The 19,067-nt window shown below is 73.9% G+C and carries 19 protein-coding genes; 11 read left to right on the top strand and 8 right to left on the bottom strand.

Going from position 1 to position 19,067, the window contains the following annotated elements:
• Nucleotides 1-54 precede the first annotated feature (54 nt).
• Nucleotides 55-645 carry a TetR/AcrR family transcriptional regulator gene (locus STTU_RS30600; protein WP_007830107.1) on the top strand — a complete coding sequence of 197 codons (591 nt, stop codon included), beginning with the start codon at nucleotides 55-57 and terminating at the stop codon, nucleotides 643-645.
• Nucleotides 646-652: 7 nt separating this feature from the next.
• On the opposite strand, the gene STTU_RS30595 is transcribed toward STTU_RS30600, so the two are convergent.
• The gene (locus STTU_RS30595) at nucleotides 653-1,192 is read right to left on the bottom strand and encodes a GNAT family N-acetyltransferase (protein ID WP_010265510.1); all 540 of its coding nucleotides are present in this window, start codon (nucleotides 1,190-1,192) and stop codon (nucleotides 653-655) included.
• A gap of 159 nt (nucleotides 1,193-1,351) precedes the next feature.
• Between STTU_RS30595 and STTU_RS30590 the strand changes: the two genes are divergently transcribed.
• Nucleotides 1,352-2,125 (top strand): hypothetical protein, encoded by a 774-nt coding sequence (locus STTU_RS30590; RefSeq protein WP_007830105.1) that lies wholly within the window; start codon nucleotides 1,352-1,354, stop codon nucleotides 2,123-2,125.
• 44 nt (nucleotides 2,126-2,169) lie between these two features.
• Here STTU_RS30590 and STTU_RS30585 read toward each other — a convergent pair whose 3' ends face one another.
• A complete protein-coding gene (locus tag STTU_RS30585) occupies nucleotides 2,170-2,850 on the bottom strand; it encodes a TetR/AcrR family transcriptional regulator (RefSeq protein ID WP_043256834.1) in 681 nt (226 codons plus the stop codon).
• A gap of 168 nt (nucleotides 2,851-3,018) precedes the next feature.
• Here STTU_RS30585 and STTU_RS30580 point away from each other — a divergent pair, with 168 nt between their 5' ends.
• Nucleotides 3,019-3,783 carry an SDR family NAD(P)-dependent oxidoreductase gene (locus STTU_RS30580; protein ID WP_009062709.1) on the top strand — a complete coding sequence of 255 codons (765 nt, stop codon included), beginning with the start codon at nucleotides 3,019-3,021 and terminating at the stop codon, nucleotides 3,781-3,783.
• Between the two features lie 89 nt (nucleotides 3,784-3,872).
• On the opposite strand, the gene STTU_RS30575 is transcribed toward STTU_RS30580, so the two are convergent.
• The 6 genes from STTU_RS30575 to paaI all read right to left on the bottom strand — a co-directional run bounded on the left by STTU_RS30575 (nucleotide 3,873) and on the right by paaI (nucleotide 11,413).
• Nucleotides 3,873-4,571: a ribonuclease H family protein gene (locus STTU_RS30575; protein WP_043256832.1), complete on the bottom strand. Its 699-nt coding sequence runs from the start codon at nucleotides 4,569-4,571 to the stop codon at nucleotides 3,873-3,875.
• A 42-nt stretch (nucleotides 4,572-4,613) separates the two neighbouring features.
• Entirely contained in the window at nucleotides 4,614-5,636 is a 1,023-nt protein-coding gene (gene ppk2 / locus STTU_RS30570) for a polyphosphate kinase 2 (RefSeq protein ID WP_007830102.1), read from the bottom strand.
• Nucleotides 5,637-5,790: 154 nt separating this feature from the next.
• The gene (locus STTU_RS30565; protein WP_043256831.1) at nucleotides 5,791-7,164 is read right to left on the bottom strand and encodes an NAD-dependent succinate-semialdehyde dehydrogenase; all 1,374 of its coding nucleotides are present in this window, start codon (nucleotides 7,162-7,164) and stop codon (nucleotides 5,791-5,793) included.
• Between the two features lie 141 nt (nucleotides 7,165-7,305).
• The gene (locus STTU_RS30560) at nucleotides 7,306-9,414 is read right to left on the bottom strand and encodes a glycosyltransferase (protein WP_007830100.1); all 2,109 of its coding nucleotides are present in this window, start codon (nucleotides 9,412-9,414) and stop codon (nucleotides 7,306-7,308) included.
• Nucleotides 9,415-9,638: 224 nt separating this feature from the next.
• The gene (gene paaK / locus STTU_RS30555) at nucleotides 9,639-11,024 is read right to left on the bottom strand and encodes a phenylacetate--CoA ligase PaaK (RefSeq protein ID WP_043256829.1); all 1,386 of its coding nucleotides are present in this window, start codon (nucleotides 11,022-11,024) and stop codon (nucleotides 9,639-9,641) included.
• A complete protein-coding gene (gene paaI / locus STTU_RS30550) occupies nucleotides 11,021-11,413 on the bottom strand; it encodes a hydroxyphenylacetyl-CoA thioesterase PaaI (protein ID WP_324607911.1) in 393 nt (130 codons plus the stop codon). Before paaI ends, paaK begins: the two co-directional genes overlap by 4 nt.
• 193 nt (nucleotides 11,414-11,606) lie before the next feature.
• Here paaI and paaN point away from each other — a divergent pair, with 193 nt between their 5' ends.
• From paaN to paaD, 8 genes are all read left to right on the top strand, one after another.
• Nucleotides 11,607-13,322 carry a phenylacetic acid degradation protein PaaN gene (gene paaN / locus STTU_RS30545; RefSeq protein WP_007830097.1) on the top strand — a complete coding sequence of 572 codons (1,716 nt, stop codon included), beginning with the start codon at nucleotides 11,607-11,609 and terminating at the stop codon, nucleotides 13,320-13,322.
• Nucleotides 13,315-14,526: a thiolase family protein gene (locus STTU_RS30540; protein ID WP_043256828.1), complete on the top strand. Its 1,212-nt coding sequence runs from the start codon at nucleotides 13,315-13,317 to the stop codon at nucleotides 14,524-14,526. The genes paaN and STTU_RS30540 overlap by 8 nt, the downstream gene beginning before the upstream one ends.
• 5 nt (nucleotides 14,527-14,531) lie before the next feature.
• Nucleotides 14,532-15,383, top strand: coding sequence for an enoyl-CoA hydratase/isomerase family protein (locus STTU_RS30535; RefSeq protein WP_007830095.1), 852 nt, complete (start codon nucleotides 14,532-14,534; stop codon nucleotides 15,381-15,383).
• Complete coding sequence (locus STTU_RS30530; RefSeq protein ID WP_043256826.1) at nucleotides 15,380-16,240, top strand: 3-hydroxyacyl-CoA dehydrogenase family protein; 861 nt, start codon at nucleotides 15,380-15,382, stop codon at nucleotides 16,238-16,240. The genes STTU_RS30535 and STTU_RS30530 overlap by 4 nt, the downstream gene beginning before the upstream one ends.
• 58 nt (nucleotides 16,241-16,298) lie before the next feature.
• A complete protein-coding gene (paaA, locus tag STTU_RS30525; RefSeq protein WP_007830093.1) occupies nucleotides 16,299-17,282 on the top strand; it encodes a 1,2-phenylacetyl-CoA epoxidase subunit PaaA in 984 nt (327 codons plus the stop codon).
• Nucleotides 17,279-17,596, top strand: a complete 318-nt coding sequence (gene paaB / locus STTU_RS30520) for a 1,2-phenylacetyl-CoA epoxidase subunit PaaB (RefSeq protein WP_043256825.1) — start codon at nucleotides 17,279-17,281, stop codon at nucleotides 17,594-17,596. The genes paaA and paaB overlap by 4 nt, the downstream gene beginning before the upstream one ends.
• Before the next feature lie 63 nt (nucleotides 17,597-17,659).
• A complete protein-coding gene (gene paaC / locus STTU_RS30515; protein WP_007830091.1) occupies nucleotides 17,660-18,514 on the top strand; it encodes a 1,2-phenylacetyl-CoA epoxidase subunit PaaC in 855 nt (284 codons plus the stop codon).
• The gene (gene paaD, locus STTU_RS30510) at nucleotides 18,508-19,056 is read left to right on the top strand and encodes a 1,2-phenylacetyl-CoA epoxidase subunit PaaD (protein ID WP_078519066.1); all 549 of its coding nucleotides are present in this window, start codon (nucleotides 18,508-18,510) and stop codon (nucleotides 19,054-19,056) included. Before paaC ends, paaD begins: the two co-directional genes overlap by 7 nt.
• Nucleotides 19,057-19,067: the final 11 nt, after the last annotated feature.

The following is a 19,067-nucleotide window of genomic DNA, read 5'->3' as shown; positions in this document are numbered from 1 at the left end:
CTAACGGTTAGCTTTTTGAAACCGTTGCGGTTTCGCACCTGATAGCGTGCGGCCATGACCGTGCCCACCGGACGCCGTGAGCGCAAGAAGGCCGCGACCCGCCAGAAGATCGCGGACACCGCCATGCGGCTCTTCCTCACGCGCGGGTACGAGGCGGTGGGCATCCGCGAGGTGGCGGCCGAGGCCGATGTCGCCGTCACGACGCTGTTCGCGCACTTCCCCTCGAAGGAGGCGCTGGTCTTCGCGCGCGACGAGGACTTCGAGGAGCGCCTCGCCCGCGCGGTCGCGGAGCGCGCCCCCGGCGCGCCGCTCCTGCCGCCGCTGCGCGCGGAGGTCCACGCTCTCGTGCGGCACTGCACGGCCGAGAGCGCCGCCCCGGTGTGGGGCATGATCGACGCGTCGCCCGCGCTGCGGAAGTACGAGGAATCGATGCGGGTGCGCCATGCCGAGCGGCTCGCGGCGGCCCTTACGGCCGACCCGGGACTGTCCCGGACGCCGACGGCGAGCCGGGCGCTCGCCCAGTTCGTGATCGACGCCTACGCCCTCGCCCGCGAGGCGGCCGACCCCGAGGGCACGGTGGACGAGGTCTTCCGCATGATCGAGGCGGCCTGGGCCGTCACGGAGCCTCGCGACCCCGCCGCCTGAACACCTCTCACCGCGCGCCGGTGCCGGGCACCCAGCCGCCCGGCGCCGTCAGCGTCACCTCGTGGTCCGTGAAGCCGTGGCGGTGGTAGAAGCGCAGCGCCGCCGCGTTGCTCGCGTAGGCGGAGACCTCGGTGCGGAAGGCGCCGTGGGCGCGGGACCAGTCGAGGCAGCCGGCGAGGAGCCGGGAGCCGGTGCCCGCGCCGCGCATCGCGGGGCGCACGTAGAGGCTCGCGAGGGTCACCGTGCGGACGGGGAGCAGGGGTTCGGGCGCGCGCAGCATCGCGGTGAGGTGGCCGAGCACCTTGCCCGCGCAGTCCGCGACGAGCAGGAGCCGGGCGGGGTCGTCGAGGCCGGCCGCGAGCGCGGCGCGCCCGTGCTCCCTGAACCACGTGGGATCGGCGGCCGGGTCGCGCGGCCCGGCGTCCTCCGCGAAGAGCGCGGCCATCGAGGCGAGCAGCCCGTCGAGGTCCAGGTCGGTCGCGGGCCGCACGTGGACCACGGGCTCGGCCGCCGCGGGACCGCGCGGGACAACGGTTCGTTCGGTCATGCCTTCGACGCTAACGGCCGCCACTGACAGAGGCCCCCGGCGGACGGGCCCCGCCGTCCGGGTGACGGCGACCTCCACCCCGCCACCCGCCGGGCGGCGCGGCGTTGACCGGGTGCTTCCCGCTCCTTCGCGCACGAGAAAGACACCGGTGATCGCCGCATGACCACCTCCAGCCGGCCCACCGCCCTCCGCACGGCTCTTTGCGCGACGGTCGCCGCCGTCCTGTCGCTCGGTCCCGCCGCCACCGCCACCGCCGACGACAACCGGTCCGGCGGCTGGAAGGGCGAGGGCGGCCTCACCCTGACGAGCGAGCAGAACAACGCGGTCGACTCCTACTTGGCGAACGCCCGGCGCGCGGAACGCACGATCAGCGTGCGGGTCCGCGCCGCCGCCGCGCTGACCGGCGCGGAAGTCGTCGGCTTCGACAAGCGCCTGAAGAGCCCCGACTCGCTCAAGCGGAAGGTGGCGGGCACGCTCGTCGAGCAGCCCGGCCGCAACGTGGCCTCCGTCCTGGCCGGAATCGGCGACGCCGTGCGCTACACCCTCCAGTGGGACGACACCGCGTACACCTCGGGTGTCACCCGGGCCTCCGGCGCCCTCGCCGGCTGGGGCAACGAGAGCACCAAGTGGTCCAACACCTGGGGCCGCGCGAGCGGTTACAAGGGGCTCAACACCGGCTGGCGCGCGCCCCGTTCGGGGCAGCTCTTCGAGGTGCAGTTCCACACCCCGGCGAGCAAGCACGCCCAGGAGGCGACGCACCCGCTCTACGAGGAGCAGCGCCTCCCGTCCACCAGCCCGGAGCGCAAGCGGGAACTCCAGCGCGAGCAGGACGCGCTCTTCGCCGCCGTGCCCGTCCCGGCGGGCGCGCGGTCCCTCGCCGCGCCCGCTCCCCGGCCCGCGCCCGTACCCGCGTCCGCGTCCGCGTCCGCGTAGGCGAACCGTCCGAGCGGGGTCCCGGAGCCGTCCCGGGACCCCGCTCAGCAGCTCAGCCCCTCCAGCGCCGAGCGCAGCGCCGCGCGGAGGGCTTCCTCGTGGGTGCGGCGGTCGTCCCGGCTGCGGGCCCAGTGCTCGGCGCCGACGCGCATCGCGCCGTTCATGATGACGGCCTGGACGCGGACCGCGAGGTCGTCCACGGGACGGCCGGTGCGGGCCGCGACGAACTCGGCGAAGACCTCCTCCGCCTCGTAGTGCATCTCCAGCCAGACCGCGTGGAGCGCCGGCTCCTCGACGGCCGTCGCGATGAGCTTCTTGGTGAGCCCGGCCTCCTCGGCCGCGCCGTCGGGGCCCTGCTCGGCCATCGCCTCCGTGAGCGGCCGGCCGGCGGGCCAGTCGCGCAGCTGGGCGATGGCGCGTTCGAGGCCGAGCGCGAGGAGCGGTTTCACGCAGTGCTCCTTGGACGGGAAGTAGCGCCAGAGGGTGCGGGTCGAGATCCCGGCGGCGCGGGCGATGTCGTCGCCGGAGGTCGCCGCGACGCCCTGGGTGCTGAAGAGCCGTACGGCCTCGATCGCGATCTCCCGCCGCGTCGCCGCCTTGCGCCGCTCGGTCAGCGGCGGTCGCCCGGTACGCGCGCCACCCCGGCCCGCACCCGTCTCCGCGTCCGCGCCCGTCTCCGTGTCCGCGCCCGTCTCCGTGTCCGCGCCCGTCTCCGTGTCCGTCATCCCGCTCCTCGTCGCCGCCCGCGCTTCGGGTCCATTCTCCCTCGTCAGCCACTTTTTGCCGCTCACCGCCTTTATGTCATCGAGCGACAGAAAGGAGTACGCTCGGCAGCGCCGATCCGGAACACGTCCTTCCGCGCCGGCCGTACCGTCTTCGCACAGGGAGTCACCATGAGCACCACAGGTCTTGAGGGTCGCCGCGTCGTCATCACCGGCGCCGGTTCCGGCATCGGGCGCGCGGCGGCGCTGAAGTTCGCCGCGGAGGGCGCGCGGGTCGTCGTCGCCGATCTCGACGCCGAGCGCGCGAAGTCCGTCGTCGCGGAGGTCGAACAGGGCGGCGGCAGCGCCTTCGCCGTCGTCGGGGACCTGAGCGACCCGGCCGTGGTCGAGGAGGTCGTGGCGCGGACCGTCGCGCACTTCGGCGGGATCGACGTGCTCGTGAACAACGCCGGGATCATGGACCGGATGTCTGCGGCCGGGGAGACCGACGACGCGGAGTGGGAGCGCGTGCTCCGCGTCAACCTCACCGCGCCGTTCCTGCTGACGCGCGCCGCGCTCCCCCACCTGCTGGAGAGCGGGCACGGCGCGATCGTCTTCACGGCCTCGGAGGCGGGGCTGCGCGGCAGCGCGGCGGGCGCGGCCTACACGACGTCGAAGCACGGCGTCGTCGGCCTCATGAAGTCCCTCGCCGTCATGTACCGCGAGCAGGGTCTGCGCACCAACGCGATAGCCCCCGGCGGCACGGCCACGAACATCACGGTGGACGCGGCGGACGGCGCGCGCGGCCCGGCGACCATCGGCAAGTACATGGCGAACGTGGGCAAGCCCGCGCAGGCCGACGAGCAGGCGGCGGCCATCCTCTTCCTGGCCTCGGACGCGGCGAGCAACATCAACGGAGCACTGCTGCCGGTGGACAACGGCTGGGCGGCTGTCTGATCCCGTCGGCTTCGCCTCCGGGAGCGCCGACGCCGCTCGGCCCTGCGGGCCTCGGGGGGCGGGCCCTCAGCTCAGGAGGGCCCGCCGTCTCACTCCCCCTTGCACCCCACGTGTCCCCAGCCCTTGCCCACCTTCGTGATGTCCTCGCCCGCCGCGTAGGACTGTCCGCAGGCGCCGCAGCGGCCGGGGTACTTGGCCTTCAGGGTCGGGGCCTTGCCGCCGGATTTCGCGCCCGGCCTGCCGCCGGTCTTCGCGCGGGTCGCGCCGCTCGTGCGGGCGGGCTCGGTGCGCGAGGCGCTCGGGGCGGGGGGCGCGGGAGCGCCGTACGCCGTCCCGGCCGCCTCCTGGCTGATCGCGCACTCGCTCGCCGCCTGGTCGGCGATCGCGTTGAGCGGGTCACCGCCGACCTGGTGGGCCGGCACGTACCGGAACTCGACCTCGCGCCCCTGGAGCAGGGCGTCGATGGCCTCCACGAGTTCCTGGTTGGCGACCGGCTTGCCCGCCGCCGTCTTCCAGCCGCGCCGCTTCCAGCCGGGCAGCCACTCCGTGACCGCCTTCATGGCGTACTGGGAGTCCATCCGGACCTCCAGCGGGCGCACCGGGTCCGTGGTCTCCAACAGGCGGAGCAGGGCGGTGAGTTCGGCGACGTTGTTGGTGGCGGTGCCGAGCGGGCCCGCCTCCCAGCGTTCCGGGGTCCCCTCGGCGTCGGCGGCGACCCAGGCCCACGCGGCGCGGCCCGGGTTGCCCTTGGAGGCGCCGTCGCAGGCGGCGATGATGCGATCTGACATCCCTCGATCATGCCAGTCGCCACCGGGTGCCCCGACCACCCCTCACTCCTCGTCCGGGCCGCGCACCCCGTCCTCCGGGTGCAGCCCGCGCCCGTGCCTGCTGCCCGCGAGCGGTGTCGGGGAGAGGCTCGCGCTCTCCTCGCCCGGCTCCAGGAGCGTGTCGGCGGGCCCCACGATGAGCGGATCGGGGATGCCGACGACGGCCGGGTCCTTCGCCGGGTAGTCGAGCCGGGCGAGCAGGCTGCGCATCGCCTCCAGGCGTCCGCGCCGTTTGTCGTTGTTCTTCACGACCGTCCACGGGGCGGCGTCGGTGTCCGTCGCGCGGAACATGTCGATCTTGGCCTCCGTGTACTCGTCCCACAGGTCGAGCGAGGCGATGTCGATGGGCGAGAGCTTCCACTGCCGTACGGGGTCGATCTGGCGGATGGCGAAGCGGGTGCGCTGCTCGGCGCGCGAGACGGAGAACCAGAACTTCACGAGCAGGACGCCGTCGTCGGTGAGCATCCGCTCGAAGACGGGGGTCTGGCGCAGGAAGTGGTAGTACTCGGCGGGCGTGCAGAAGTCCATGACGCGCTCGACGCCCGCGCGGTTGTACCAGGAGCGGTCGAAGAAGACGATCTCACCGGCGGAGGGCAGTTGGCTCACGTACCGCTGGAAGTACCACTGCCCCGCCTCGCGCTCGGTCGGCTTCTCCAGCGCGACGACGCGCGCGCCGCGCGGGTTGAGGCGTTCCGTGAAGCGCTGGATGGTGCCGCCCTTGCCCGCGGCGTCACGGCCCTCGCACAGCACGACGAGGCGCTGCCCGGTGTCCTTGACCCAGCGCTGCATCTTCAGTATCTCGATCTGGAGGACGCGCTTGCGCTTCTCGTACTCGCGGCGGCCCACCTTGTGCGGGTACGGGTAGTTCTCCCGCCAGGTGTCGACGGGTTCGCCGGAGCCGTCGCGGAGCAGGGGGCGCTCGGGGCGGCTGTCGTCGATCGTCAGCCCGTCGAGGAGCGCGGCCCCGGGGTCCTCGTCCGCGCCGGAACCGGAGCCGGAGGACTGGTCGGGCGAAGGGGTCGGCATGCGGGGGCATCCTCACGGGCGGGGGCGGAAGGCGGCCGGTGAAGGCCGCTCCCTCGTCCCTACCCCCGCACCGGGAGATACGCACACCGGGACGTGCGACCGGCGTACGCACGGGGGCGCGGGCCGCTTTCCCGCGCCCCGCGCCGGTGGCGGTTCAGCGCCGTACGCGCACGAGCTTCTTGTTGGTGAACTCCTCCATGCCGTACTTGCCCAGCTCGCGCCCGATCCCGGAGCGCTTCACGCCGCCGAAGGGCAGTTCGGCCGCCGTGCCGCCCGCCTCGTTGACGTAGACCATGCCGGTGTCGAGCTGGGCCGCGACGCGCAGGGCGCGCTCGGGGTCGTCGGTGGCGATGGCGGCGCCGAGGCCGTAGGGGGTGTTGTTGGCGAGCGCGACGGCCTCGTCCTCGGTCTCGACCTTGTAGATGACGGCGGCCGGGCCGAACAGCTCCTCCTGGAAGGCGCGCATCCCGGGGCCGACGTTCGTGAGGACCGTCGGCTCGAACCAGGCGCCCTCGCGGTCGAGGGGCTTGCCGCCCGCGAGGAGGGTCGCGCCGTTCGCGACGGCGTCCTCGATCTGCGCGGCAAGGTTCTCGACGGCCTGGCGCGAGGAGAGCGGGCCCATGAAGGTCCCGTCCTCGGTCGGGTCGCCGGGGGTCACGCCCTGCACGGTCTCGACGAACTTGCGCGTGAACTCCTCGTACTGGTCGGCGAGAACGATGATGCGCTTGGCGGCGTTGCACGCCTGGCCCGCGTTGCCGTACCGCCCGAAGAAGGCGTTCTTGACGGTGCGGTCGAGGTCGGCAGGCCGGAGGACGAGGAAGGGGTCGGAGCCGCCCAGCTCCAGGACGACCTTCTTGAGGTGGCGGCCCGCCTGCTCGGCGACGGCCGCGCCGGCCCGCTCGGAGCCGGTGAGCGAGATGCCCTGCACGCGCGGGTCGGCGATGATCGTCGAGACCTGCTCGTTGCTCGCGAAGAGGTTGATGTACGCGCCGTCGGGCAGGCCCGCGTCCCGGAAGATCTTCTCCATGGCGAGCGCGGACTCGGGGCACTGCGGGGCGTGCTTGAGCAGGATCGTGTTGCCGAGCATGAGGTTCGGCGCGGCGAAGCGGGCGACCTGGTAGTACGGGAAGTTCCACGGCATGATCCCGAGGAGCGGTCCGATGCCCTCCTTGCGGACCACCGCGCTGCCGCCCGCGACGACGTCGAGTTCCTCGTCGGCGAGGAAGCCGGGGCCGTTCTCGGCGTAGTAGCGGTAGATGGAGACGGTGATGTCGATCTCGCCGCGCGCCTGGGTGACGGGCTTGCCCATCTCGCGCGTGATGAGCGAGGCGAGTTCGTCCTTGCGCTCGGCGTACAGCTCGGCGACGCGCTCCAGGACGGCCACGCGGTCCTTGACGTCGCTCGCGCGCCAGGTGCGGTAGGCGTCGGCGGAGCGGTCCAGTGCGTCCTGGATCTCGACGTCGGTGGCCTCGGGGAACTCGCTCTCGGTCTGCCCGGTGGCGGGGTTGACGACCTTGTACGCGGTCATGGTGTCCCTTCGTGCGGTGCGGGGATGGAGTGCGGTGCTGCCTCCTCCCACCGTCTCACCGACCGCCCCGGAACTATCCGCGGGGGCGCGCCCCTTTTTCCTGCGTCCCCGCCGTGATCAGGCAGGACGTGCCCGGCGGGCTCAGTCCGCGGGCAGCCGGGCGGTCCGGTCGCCGTTGTCGCGCATGAGGAGCGAGAGATCGCCCCGTACGTTGACGAACGGCCGTACGCGCGTCGTGCCGCCCGCGGGGTGCTCCAGCGCCGTGTACGGCAGCACGGCGACCCTCTTGCGGTCGACGAGGTCGCCGAGTACCCGGCCGAGGGGGACGGGGGCGACGCCCGGCTCGGGGAGCAGTGCGAAGTCCCACACGTCCTGCGGGGCGCCGTGCCCGGCGAGCGGCATGACGTAGGGCAGCCGGAAGCCGAAGCGTCCGCGGCCCTGGTCGCGCGCGGCGAGCAGGAAGCTCTCGCTGCCCTCCTCGCGGGCCTTGACGCGGACCATCGCGCCGCGCGGCAGGGAACGGACGATGCCGTGGAGCTGTGCGGTGACGAGGAGCCCGGACTCGCCCGTCTCCAGGGCGATGATCTCGGCGTGCGCGGGTCGCCGCCAGGCCCGTACCGCGAGATAGCCGTCCTTGGTGCGGTAAGGAATCCAGTGGGCGAAGCCCGTCCCGTCCTCCAGCGGCGGCAGCCCCAGCAGCGCGCCCTGCTCGACGAGCCCGGCGCGCAGCCTGCGGCGGGTGGTGCCCGCGAGGAGGTACGTGTCCCAGCGGCCCTCGTCGAGGCGGTGCGTGGCCCGGCCGAGCACCGCGGGGCCGGGGTCGGGGACCGGGAGGCGCACTTCGCGGGCGGCGGGGTCGTCGCGGAGCGTGAGGAGGAGTGTGTACGGGCCGGGGAAGGGCGCCGTGGGGCGTATCTCGATCGCGCCCGCGGGGGTGACGAGCGCCGCCGCCGAGGTGCGGGGGCGCGGGGGCTTCCGCGGGGAGCGGGCGCGGCGCGGGTTCTCGGCGCGGTGGGGCGCGGAGAGGCGGGCGGCGGCGCGGGCGGCCTTGCGGGGGCGGGGGGTGAGCGCGTCGAGTTCGGCGCGCTCGCGGGTTCTGCGGGCGTGGACGTCGTCGAGGATGCGCTCGTACGCCTTCGCCGCCGCCTCGGTCGAGTGGGCGGCGGCGTGGACGCGGGCGGTGCGGCCGAAGCGGTCGCGGGTCTCCTGGTCGTCCATGAGGCGCCCGAGCGCCGCGGCGAAGGCGTCGGTGCCGCCCGTGAGGGGGACGAGCAGTCCGGTGACGCCGTGCGCGACGAGCCGCGCGGGGCCGTGCGGGGCGTCGGTGGCGACGACGGGTACGCCCGCCCGCATGGCTTCGAGGATGCCGTGGCCGTAGGGCTCGGTGTCGGAGCTGACGGCGGCTATCGCGGCCTTGGCCCACTCCGGTTCCATGGGGGTGACGGCGCCCATGAGGAGGACGTCGTCGTAGAGGCCGAGGCGGTCGATGCGGCGGCGCAGCGCGGCGTGCTCGGGACCGCGTCCGTAGATGCGCAGGGTCCAGCCGGGGTGCTCGGGGAGCAGCTTGGCGAAGGCGTCGACGAGCCGGTCGTAGCGCTTGCCGGGGACGAGGCGCCCGGCGGCGACGATCGTGCGGGAGGTGCGCAGTGAGGGGGTGAGGCCGAGGTCGGGGCTGCCGGGCGGGACGGCGTGGACGCGGTCGGCCGCCTCGGGCACGGCCGTCCGGTAGGCGGCGGCGTCGGCCTCGGTGAGGGTGACGAAGGCGTCGAGGTGGGGCAGGCAGCTGTTCTGGTCGGCGCGCAGTCCCGGCTCGTGGGAGGCGAGGGTGAGGTGCTCCTGGCCGATGCGCAGGTAGCGGTCGCTGCCGTGGCGGGCGAGGTAGCCGTTGAGCAGGGGGCGCGTCGCGATGACCGCGTCCGCGTCGGTCCAGGCGAGCCATTCGGTGAGCCGCAGGTCGTGCAGGGTGCGGTAGCGCAGGCGCCCGGTCTCGACGGCCGGGTCGGGGAACATGCGGTGGGTGCCGGTGTTGAGGACGTGGTCGCCCTCGTAGCCGGGGGTGCCCTCGCGCATGTCGATGAGGGAGCTGAGCCGCACGCGCGGGTCGAAGGGGAGCGCGGGGGTGTCGGCGACGCGGTGGACGCTCATGACCTCGACGTCGTGGCGCTCGGCGAGGGCCGCGGAGAGGTGGGCGGTACCGCGGATGGTCGCGCCGATCCCGTAGGCGTTGTGGATCAGGAATGCGATGCGCATGCGCGGGCCTCCCCCTTGGTCGTGCACAGGTGTCCGGGAGTCAGACGTTCGCACGGGCGTGGGGTTGTACGAGTGAGGCGTACATCACATCGCGCGGGCGCCCCGTGTGCGGGGTGGGCCCTTTGCGGGGCGCCACCCCCGCGCTCCGCTCCTCGATCGCCGGACGGGCCGGATGTCGCGCGTCGGTGCGGGCCCCGCCCCGGAAGGCGGGGCCCGTCGCGCCGCTACTTGCCGCGCTCGTCCATGATCCGCTTGATCTTGCCGACCGAGCGTTCCAGGGTGTCGGGGTCGACGACCTCGATGCCGACGCTGACGCCGATCGTGTCCTTGATCTGCTGGAGGACGACGGCCGCCGCGGCCTCGCGGGCCTCGGGGCCCGAGTCCTGGCGGGCCTCGACGCGGACCGTGAGGTGGTCCATGCGACCGCGGCGTCCCAGGTGGATCTGGAAGTGCGGGGCGAGCGCCGGGACGCGGAGCAGGATCTCCTCGATCTGGCTCGGGAAGAGGTTCACGCCGCGCAGGATGATCATGTCGTCGCAGCGCCCGGTGACCTTCTCCATGCGCCGCATCCCCGGCCGCGCGGTGCCGGGCAGGAGGCGGGTGAGGTCGCGGGTGCGGTAGCGGATGATCGGGAGGGCTTCCTTGGTGAGCGAGGTGAAGACCAGCTCGCCGGAGGTGCCGTCGGGCAGCACCTCGTCGGTGATCGGGTCGACGACCTCGGGCAGGAACTGGTCCTCCCAGATGTGCAGGCCGTCCTTCGTCTCGGCGCACTCGCTCGCGACACCGGGCCCCATGACCTCGGAGAGTCCGTAGATGTCGACCGCGTGGATGCCCATGCGGTCCTCGATCTCGCGGCGCATCTCCTCGGTCCACGGCTCGGCGCCGAAGACGCCCGCGCGCAGCTTCGTGGAGCGCGGGTCGACGCCCTGGCGCTCGAACTCGTCGAGCAGCGTGAGCATGTAGGAGGGCGTGACCATGATGAGGTCGGGCTCGAAGTCCTGGATGAGCTGGACCTGCCTGGCGGTCTGGCCGCCGGAGGCGGGGATGACGGTGCAGCCGGCCCGCTCGACGCCGTAGTGCGCGCCGAGGCCGCCGGTGAACAGCCCGTAGCCGTAGCTGACGTGCACGCGGTCCCCGGGGCGGGCCCCGGCGGCGCGCAGCGAGCGGGCGACGAGGTCGGCCCAGTTGCTCAGGTCGCCGTCGGTGTAGCCGACGACGGTGGGGCGCCCGGTGGTGCCGCTGGAGGCGTGCAGCCTGCGGACCCTCTCGCGCGGGACGGCGAACATCCCGAAGGGGTACGTCTCGCGCAGGTCCGCCTTCGTCGTGTACGGGAAGCGGGCGATGTCCTCCAGGGTGCGCAGGTCCTCGGGGCGCACCCCCGCCTCGTCGAACTTGCGGCGGTACAGCGGCACGTTCGCGTAGGCGTGGTCGAGGGTTGCGCGCAGCCGCTCCAGCTGGAGGGCGCGGATCTCCTCGCGGCCGAGCTTCTCGGCCGGGTCGCGCAGCTCGTCGGGGAGCGGTTCCCCGAAGCGCGCCGGGCGGGTGCCCGGGGCGGTGTGCGGCTGCTCCTCGGGCCAGGACTCCGTCGTTCCGGCCTCAGTGGTTGTCATGCTTGTTCCTCCACGCCTCGGATCACACGGCTGCGACCGCGGAACTCCACGACGACGGTGTGCCGGGGGTCGTCGCGCTCGATACGCACGTCGTACAGACCGCTGCGGCCGAACCGGGTGCGCTCCCTCGCCTCGGCGACGAGGACGTCGCCCTCGAACGCCGGTGCCACGAAATCGATGTCGGCGCCGGCCCCGACGGTCACCGGACCGCGGGAGTTGCAGGCGACGGCGAAGGCCGTGTCGGCGAGGGTGAAGAGAAAGCCGCCGTGGGCGACGCCGTGCCCGTTGACCATGGCGCCGGTGATCTCCATCCGGACCCTGGCGGTGCCGTCCCCCGAGGACAGCAGCTCCATGCCCAGGCCCTGAGAAGCCCTGTCCCTCTCCCACATGGCGTGTTCCGGGCCCGTCCCGGGCCCGGCGGGACCGGTCGGCTCGGCCGCTCCCGCATTGTGCGCCTCGACCGGCTTCGTGTCACTGCCACGTCCCATGTGGCGCTCACCACCCTTGCTGCCCGACCGAACATTCGGTTAGCTTTCGACCGGGTCAGTAATTCAGCATCCGATTCGCCTGTCAAGGGGTCCCATGTCTTCTCCCGCCACTGCCAGGACCGATTTCTTCGCACGTCACGAGGGTCTGCTCCGCGCTGCCGCCGAGGCGATCGCCACGCGCGGTTTCCACTCGGCCTACCCCGAGTCGCCGAGCAAGTCCGTCTACGGCGAGGAGGCCCCCGAGGCCGGCGAGCGCGCCTTCCGCGACCTGCTCGACCGGCCCTTCGCGCTGCCGGGCCACCCGGGCGAGGCGGGGGCCGTGGGCGGCGAGGTCTCCCCGTACGGGCCGCGGCTCGGCGTCACGTACCCGCGGCTCGACCCGCGCGAGGCGGTGGCGACCGCGAAGGCGGCGGGCCGCGCCTGGCGCCGTACGAGCCCCGACACGCGGGCCGGGGTCGCGGCGGAGATCCTCGCGCGGCTCAACGCGGCGAGCTTCCAGATGGCGCACGCGGTGCACCACACGACCGGGCAGCCCTTCGTCATGGCCTTCCAGGCCGGTGGCGCGAACGCGCAGGACCGCGGGCTCGAAGCCGTCGCGTACGCCTGGACGGCGCAGCGGCAGGCGCCCGCCGCGGCGACGTGGGCGAAGCCGACGCGCAAGGGCGAGCCGCTGACCCTGGAGAAGACGTTCACGCCCGTCGGGCGCGGCGTCTCGCTGCTCATCGCGTGCAACACCTTCCCGACGTGGAACGGCTACCCGGGGCTCTTCGCGAGCCTCGTCACCGGCAACCCGGTCGTCGTCAAGCCGCACCCGGCCGCCGTGCTGCCGCTCGCGCTGAGCGTCCGCGTCGCCCGCGACGTGCTCGCCGAGGCCGGGTTCGACCCGAACACCGTGCTGCTCGCCGCCGAGGCTCCCGAGGACCGCGTCGCGGCGACACTCGCGACCGACCCCGACGTGCGGATCATCGACTTCACCGGTTCGACCGGCTTCGGCGACTGGCTGGAGCAGAACGCCCGCCAGGCCGCCGTGCACACCGAGAAGGCGGGCCTCAACACCGTCGTCCTCGACTCGACCGCCGACTACAAGGGCCTGCTGCGCAACCTGGCGTTCTCGCTGTCGCTCTACAGCGGCCAGATGTGCACGACCCCGCAGAACCTGTACGTACCGCGCGAGGGCCTCGCGACCGACCAGGGCGTCAAGACGCCCGAGGTCTTCGCCGCCGACCTCGCCGACGCGCTCGGCAAGCTCCTCGGCGACCCGCAGCGGGCCGCGGGGACGCTCGGCGCGCTCACCGGCGAGGCCGTGCGCGCACGCGTCGACAAGGCCCGCGCCCTCGGTGGCACGCAGTTCGGCGGCGAGCCCCTGGCCCACCCGGAGTACCCCGAGGCCGTGTTGCGCACGCCGCTCGTGGCGGTGCTCGACGCCGACCGGGACGCGGAGACCTACCGCACCGAGTGGTTCGGGCCGATCTCCTTCGTCATCGCGACCGATTCCACCGCGCGGGCCGTCGAGCTGCTGCGCGAGACGGTCGCGGCGCACGGCGCGCTGACCGCGAGCGTGCACTCCACCGACGAGGAGGTCCTGGAGGCGACCCGCGAGGCCGCGCTCGACGCGGGCGTCCACCTCGCCGAGAACTTCACCGGGCAGGTCTTCGTCAACCAGACCGCCGCGTTCAGCGACTACCACGGCTCGCAGGCCAACCCCGCCGCGTCGGCGACCCTCAGCGACTGGGCCTTCGTCACCGGGCGCTTCGCGGTGCTCCAGTCCCGCCGCCCGGCGGTCGCAACGCAGGAGGCCACCGGTGCCTGAGGACGTCTACCTGATCGACGGGGCCCGCACCCCGCAGGGCCGCTACGGCGGCGCGCTCGCCTCCGTCCGTCCCGACGACCTCGCGGCGCTCGTCGTCGGCGAGGCGGTGCGGCGGGCCGGGGTGCCCGCCGAGGCGATCGACGAGGTGATCCTCGGCGCCGCCAACCAGGCCGGTGAGGACAACCGCGACGTGGCCCGCATGGCGGTGCTCCTCGCGGGCCTGCCGCACACCGTGCCCGGGTACACCGTCAACCGGCTGTGCGCCTCGGGGCTCACGGCGGTCGCCTCGGCCGCGCAGGCGATCCGCGCCGGGGAGGCGGAGATCGCCGTCGCGGGCGGCGTCGAGTCGATGACCCGCGCCCCGTGGGTCATGGCGAAGCCGGGGACGCCGTGGGCGAAGCCCGGCGAGGTCTTCGACACCTCGCTCGGCTGGCGCTTCACCAACCCGCGCTTCACCGCCGCCGACCGCGCCGCGGGCCCCGGCGAGCTCCGTACGACGCTCAGCATGGGCGAGACGGCCGAGGAGGTCGCCGCGCTCGACGGGACGACCCGCGAGCAGTCCGACGCCTTCGCGCTGCGCAGCCACCAGCGGGCCGTCGCGGCGCGGGAGGCCGGGCGCTTCGACCGCGAGATCGTCGCCGTGCCGGTCAAGGACGGCGAGGTCACGCGGGACGAGGGGCCGCGCCCGGGCTCCTCGATGGAGAAGCTCGGCACGCTCCGTACGGTCTTCCGCGCCGACGGCATCGTGACGGCCGGTTCCGCCTCGCCGCTCTCGGACGGCGCCTCGGCGCTCGTCGTGGCGAGCGCGGCGGCCGTGGAGCGGTACGGGCTGACGCCGCGCGCCCGTATCGTCGGCTCGGCCTCGGCCGGGGTCGAGCCGCACCTCATGGGCCTCGGCCCGGTGCCCGCGACGCGCAAGGCGCTCGACCGGGCGGGCTGGTCGGTGGGCGATCTCGGGGCCGTCGAGCTGAACGAGGCGTTCGCCGCCCAGGCGATCGGCGTCATCGACCGGCTCGGCCTGGACGACGCGGTCGTCAACGCGGACGGCGGCGCGATCGCGCTCGGCCACCCGCTCGGCTGCTCCGGCTCCCGCATCCTGCTGACCCTCCTGGGCCGCATGGAGCGCGAGGGCGCCGCGAAGGGCCTCGCGACGCTGTGCGTGGGCGTCGGCCAGGGGGTCGCGATGCTCGTGGAGCGGGTGTGAGCGCGGTGGACGACCTCTCGTACGAAGACCTCGCGGCGCGTTCCTTCGCGACGCTCGCCGTCGAGGTGCGCGAGGACCGCGTGGTGGTGACGCTCGACCGCCCCGAGGCGCGCAACGCGATCAGCGGGCTCATGATCCGCGAGCTGCACGCCGTGTGCGCGTGGCTGGAGGAGCACCCGCGGATGCTGCTCCTGACCGGCGCCGGGGGCTCCTTCGCGGGCGGCGCGGACATCGCGGAACTCCTCGGACGGGGCCGGGACCAGGCATTCCAGGGCATCAACAGCCGGCTCTTCGAGCGGGTGCGCAGGCTGCCGATGCCGACGCTGGCCGCCGTGGACGGCTGGGCGCTCGGCGGGGGCGCCGAGCTGAGCTACGCGTGCGACCTGCGCCTCGCGGGGCCGGACGCCGCCTTCGGGAACCCGGAGCCGGGGCTCGGCATCCTCGCCGCCGCGGGGGCCGCCTGGCGGCTGCCCGAGCTGGTCGGCGAGTCGGTCGCCAAGCAGGTCCTGCTCGCCGGGCGCACCCTGGACGCGCGGGCGGCGCTCGCGTGCGGGCTCGTCATGGACGTCGTACCGGCCGAAAAGCTCCTCGACGAGGCGCACGCGGTGCTCGACCGGATGGCGAAGTCCTCGGCGACGGCGCTGCGCCTGACGAAGCTCGTCGTGGACGCGCCCGGGGCGCACCCGGTCGCCGACGACCTCGCGCAGGCCGTGCTGTTCGAGGGGCAGGACAAGAAGGACCGCATGACGAGATTCCTGGACCGCAAGCGGGACCGGGGAGCGAGCGGCGGGAACACCGGGAACAAGGGCTCCGGCACGCCGGGGGCCGACAGCGAGCGGACGGAGGGCCGGGCATGAGCGCGGCAGTGCCCCGGCGGGCCGGGGTCATCGGTGGCGGGCGGATGGGCGCGGGCATCGCGCAGTCCTTCGCCACGGCGGGCGCGGCCGTGACGGTCGTGGAGCAGGACGAGGCGGCGGCGGCGAAGGTGCGCGAGCGCGTCGCGGGCTCCCTGGAGCGCGCCGCGCGGCGCGCGCTGCTGCCCGCGGCGCCCGAGGAGATCCTCGGGCGGCTCGCCTTCGTCGGCGACGTGGGCGGGCTCCCCGCCGACGCGGACCTCGTCGTCGAGGCCGTACCGGAGAACGCGGGCCTCAAGGCGAAGCTCCTCGCGGCGGCCGAGCGGGTGGTCGGCGCGGACACCGTCCTCGCGACGAACACCAGCTCGCTGTCCGTCACCGAGCTGTCGGCCTCGCTCGCGCGCCCCGGGCGTTTCCTCGGGATGCACTTCTTCAACCCGGTGCCCGCCTCCGCGCTCGTCGAGCTGGTCGTCCCCGAGGCGACCGAGCGGGCCGTCGTGGACCTCGCGCTCGCCTGGACCGCCGGGCTCGGCAAGAAGGACGTCGTCGTCAGGGACTCGCCCGGCTTCGCGAGCAGCCGCCTCGGCGTCGCGCTCGGCCTGGAGGCGATCCGCATGGTCGAGGAAGGGGTCGCCGCGCCGGAGGCGATCGACGACGCCATGACCCTCGGCTACAAGCACCCGATGGGGCCGCTGCGCCTGACCGACCTCGTGGGGCTCGACGTGCGGCTCGCGATCGCTGAGTACCTGCACCGCACGCTCGGCGAGCGGTTCGCGCCGCCCGCGCTGCTGCGCGAGAAGGTCGCGCGCGGCGAACTGGGGCGCTCGACCGGACAGGGCTTCTACACGTGGAACGACTGAACGCGACAGCGCGACCGGCAAGGACCCGTACGACAGCTACCGGAAGGAGGGGCGGGCGATGACCGAGACCACCGCGACCCCGCTCGCGCACGAGGAAGAGCTGAGCGCCCACTTCGACGCGACGATCGCGCGGGACCGGCGCGTCGAACCGCGCGACTGGATGCCGGAGGCGTACCGCAGGACGCTCGTGCGCCAGATCGCCCAGCACGCGCACTCCGAGATCATCGGGATGCAGCCGGAGGGCGACTGGATCACGAAGGCGCCCTCGCTGCGCCGCAAGTCGATCCTCTTCGCCAAGGTGCAGGACGAGGCGGGCCACGGCCTCTACCTCTACAGCGCCGCCGAGACGCTGGGCGCCGACCGCGCCGAGCTGACCGAGATGCTGATCGAGGGCCGCCAGAAGTACTCCTCGATCTTCAACTACCCGACCCCGACCTTCGCCGACGTCGGTGTCATCGGCTGGTTCGTGGACGGCGCCGCGATCTGCAACCAGGTGCCGCTGTGCCGGTGCAGCTACGGCCCGTACGCCCGCGCCATGATCCGCGTGTGCAAGGAGGAGTCCTTCCACCAGCGACAGGGCTACGAACTCCTCATGACGATGATGCGCGGCACCGAGGCGCAGCGCCGCATGGTGCAGGAGGCCGTGGACCGCTGGTGGTGGCCCTCGCTCATGATGTTCGGGCCGCCCGACGGCGACTCGCCGCACTCGGCGAAGTCGATGGCCTGGCGCATCAAGCGGCACTCCAACGACGAACTGCGTCAGCGCTTCGTCGACATGACGGTGCCGCAGGCGGAGCACCTCGGCGTCACGCTCCCGGACCCGGAGCTGCGCTGGAACGAGGAGCGGGGCAGGCACGACTTCGGCACCCCGGACTTCGAGGAGCTGAAGCAGGTCATCTCGGGCAACGGCCCGTGCAACGCGGAACGGGTCGCGCGGCGCAGGTCCGCGCACGAGAACGGCGCCTGGGTGCGCGAGGCCGCCGCGGCACACGCGGCACGGCACGCGGGCGACCGCGGGAAGACGACGGAGGTCGCGGCATGAGCGGGACGGACGAGCAGGGCACGCCGGCACCGAAGGACTCCTGGCCGCTGTACGAGATCTTCGTACGGGGCAAGCGGGGCCTGAACCACGTGCACGTCGGCTCGCTGCACGCGGCCGACGACCGGATGGCGCTGACCAACGCGCGGGACCTGTACACGCGGCGCAACGAGGGCGTCTCGATCTGGGCGGTGCGCAGCGAGGACATCGCCGCCTCGGCGCCCGACGAGAAGGACCCCTTCTTCGCGCCGAGCGGCGACAAGGTGTACCGCCACCCGACGTTCTACGACATCCCCGCGGACGTCCCGCACATCTGAGCCGCCGCGCCGCCCCCGCGCGGGGGCCCGCTTTCCAGAGGATTTCAAGGAGTAGTGGTCGCAATGAGCGACGATCACCTGTCGCTGGCCGCCGACGCCGCCGAGGGCGACGGTCACTGGGCCTTCGGCACCGGGTTCGAGGACCCGCTGCACGGCGTGGACACGACCGTCCCCGACGGGGTGGACACGGCGGCGCTCGCGGCGCTGTGCCTCGCCCTCGGCGACGACGCGCTGGTGAGCGCGCAGCGGCTCGGCGAGTGGGTCACGGCGGCACCCGAGCTGGAGATCGAGCTGGCCCTCGCCAACATCGGCCTGGACCTGCTGGGCCAGACCCGGCTGCTGTACGCGCGGGCCGGGCTGCTGGACGGCACGGGCCGCGACGAGGACGCGTACGCCTACTTCCGCGACGCCGACGCCTTCCGCAACCTGCGGATCACGGAGGTGCCCAACGGCGACTTCGCCTTCACCGTGCTGCGGCTCCTCGCCCACTCGGCGTGGCGGCTCGCGCTCCTGCGCCGGCTCACCTCCGCGCCGGACCCGGTCCTCGCGGCCATCGCGGCGAAGGGCGTCAAGGAGCTGGCGTACCACCGCCAGTTCGCCGCCGACTGGGCGATCCGGCTCGGTGACGGCACCGAGGAGTCGCACCGCAGGATGACCGAGGCGGCACGCGCCCTCGCGCCGCTGCTCGCCGAGTTCGGCCGCGACGACAGCGCCGCCTTCCTCGGGGTCGACGCCGCCGGGGTGGCGGCGGAGGCGCGCGAGGTGTGGGAGCGGGTGCTCGGCGCGGCGACGCTGGAGATCCCCGAGGCCGTCGCGGAGAGCGCCGACGGGCGGCGGGGCGCGCACACCGAGCACCTGGCCCCGCTCCTGGCGGAACTCCAGGTGGTGGCCCGCGCACACCCGGGGGCGACGTGGTGAGCGCGGCGGCCCCGGTGTCCGACCCCCGCCTTCGGGCCGCCTGGGAGGCGGCCGGGCGGGTGCCCGACCCCGAGCTGCCGATGCTGAGCCTGCACGACCTCGGGGTGCTGCGGGACCTCGCGTACGAGGAGGACGGCACGCTCGTCGTGTCGCTCACGCCGACGTACTCGGGCTGCCCGGCGATGGCCGAGATGCGGGCGGCGACGGTACGGGCCCTGAACGGGGCCGGTTTCGGCGCGGTCCGGGTCCGTACGGTGCTCGACCCGCCATGGACGACGGACTGGATGACGGAGGAGGGCCGCGCGGCCCTCGCCGCCCACCACATCGTCCCCCCGGGCCCGGCCTCGGGCCCCCGTCGCGGCGGCCCGGTCCCCCTCTCCCTCTCCCCCACCCGTCACGCGGACGACGCGGCGGCGGTGCGCTGCCCGCAGTGCGGCGCGGACGACGCCGAGGAGCTGTCGCGCTTCTCCGCGACCTCCTGCCGCTCCCTGCACCGCTGTCGCGCGTGCGGGGAACCCTTCGAGCGGTTCAAGGAGATCTGAGGGGCCGGACC

This window comes from Streptomyces sp. Tu6071 (assembly GCF_000213055.1).
GTDB classification, from domain to species: Bacteria; Actinomycetota; Actinomycetes; order Streptomycetales; family Streptomycetaceae; genus Streptomyces; species Streptomyces evansiae.
Note: the sequence above shows the minus strand (reverse complement) of the source record. Positions and strands in the feature narration are given on the sequence as shown.

Excerpts from the sequence above, each read along its gene's own strand:
- STTU_RS30600 (WP_007830107.1), top strand. The coding sequence starts at position 55 with ATGACCGTGCCCACCGGACGCCGTGAGCGCAAGAAGGCCGCGACCCGC.
- STTU_RS30595 (WP_010265510.1), bottom strand. The coding sequence starts at position 1,192 with ATGACCGAACGAACCGTTGTCCCGCGCGGTCCCGCGGCGGCCGAGCCC.
- STTU_RS30590 (WP_007830105.1), top strand. The coding sequence starts at position 1,352 with ATGACCACCTCCAGCCGGCCCACCGCCCTCCGCACGGCTCTTTGCGCG.
- STTU_RS30585 (WP_043256834.1), bottom strand. The coding sequence starts at position 2,850 with ATGACGGACACGGAGACGGGCGCGGACACGGAGACGGGCGCGGACACG.
- STTU_RS30580 (WP_009062709.1), top strand. The coding sequence starts at position 3,019 with ATGAGCACCACAGGTCTTGAGGGTCGCCGCGTCGTCATCACCGGCGCC.
- STTU_RS30575 (WP_043256832.1), bottom strand. The coding sequence starts at position 4,571 with ATGTCAGATCGCATCATCGCCGCCTGCGACGGCGCCTCCAAGGGCAAC.
- ppk2 (WP_007830102.1), bottom strand. The coding sequence starts at position 5,636 with ATGCCGACCCCTTCGCCCGACCAGTCCTCCGGCTCCGGTTCCGGCGCG.
- STTU_RS30565 (WP_043256831.1), bottom strand. The coding sequence starts at position 7,164 with ATGACCGCGTACAAGGTCGTCAACCCCGCCACCGGGCAGACCGAGAGC.
- STTU_RS30560 (WP_007830100.1), bottom strand. The coding sequence starts at position 9,414 with ATGCGCATCGCATTCCTGATCCACAACGCCTACGGGATCGGCGCGACC.
- paaK (WP_043256829.1), bottom strand. The coding sequence starts at position 11,024 with ATGACAACCACTGAGGCCGGAACGACGGAGTCCTGGCCCGAGGAGCAG.
- paaI (WP_324607911.1), bottom strand. The coding sequence starts at position 11,413 with ATGTGGGAGAGGGACAGGGCTTCTCAGGGCCTGGGCATGGAGCTGCTG.
- paaN (WP_007830097.1), top strand. The coding sequence starts at position 11,607 with ATGTCTTCTCCCGCCACTGCCAGGACCGATTTCTTCGCACGTCACGAG.
- STTU_RS30530 (WP_043256826.1), top strand. The coding sequence starts at position 15,380 with ATGAGCGCGGCAGTGCCCCGGCGGGCCGGGGTCATCGGTGGCGGGCGG.
- paaA (WP_007830093.1), top strand. The coding sequence starts at position 16,299 with ATGACCGAGACCACCGCGACCCCGCTCGCGCACGAGGAAGAGCTGAGC.
- paaB (WP_043256825.1), top strand. The coding sequence starts at position 17,279 with ATGAGCGGGACGGACGAGCAGGGCACGCCGGCACCGAAGGACTCCTGG.
- paaC (WP_007830091.1), top strand. The coding sequence starts at position 17,660 with ATGAGCGACGATCACCTGTCGCTGGCCGCCGACGCCGCCGAGGGCGAC.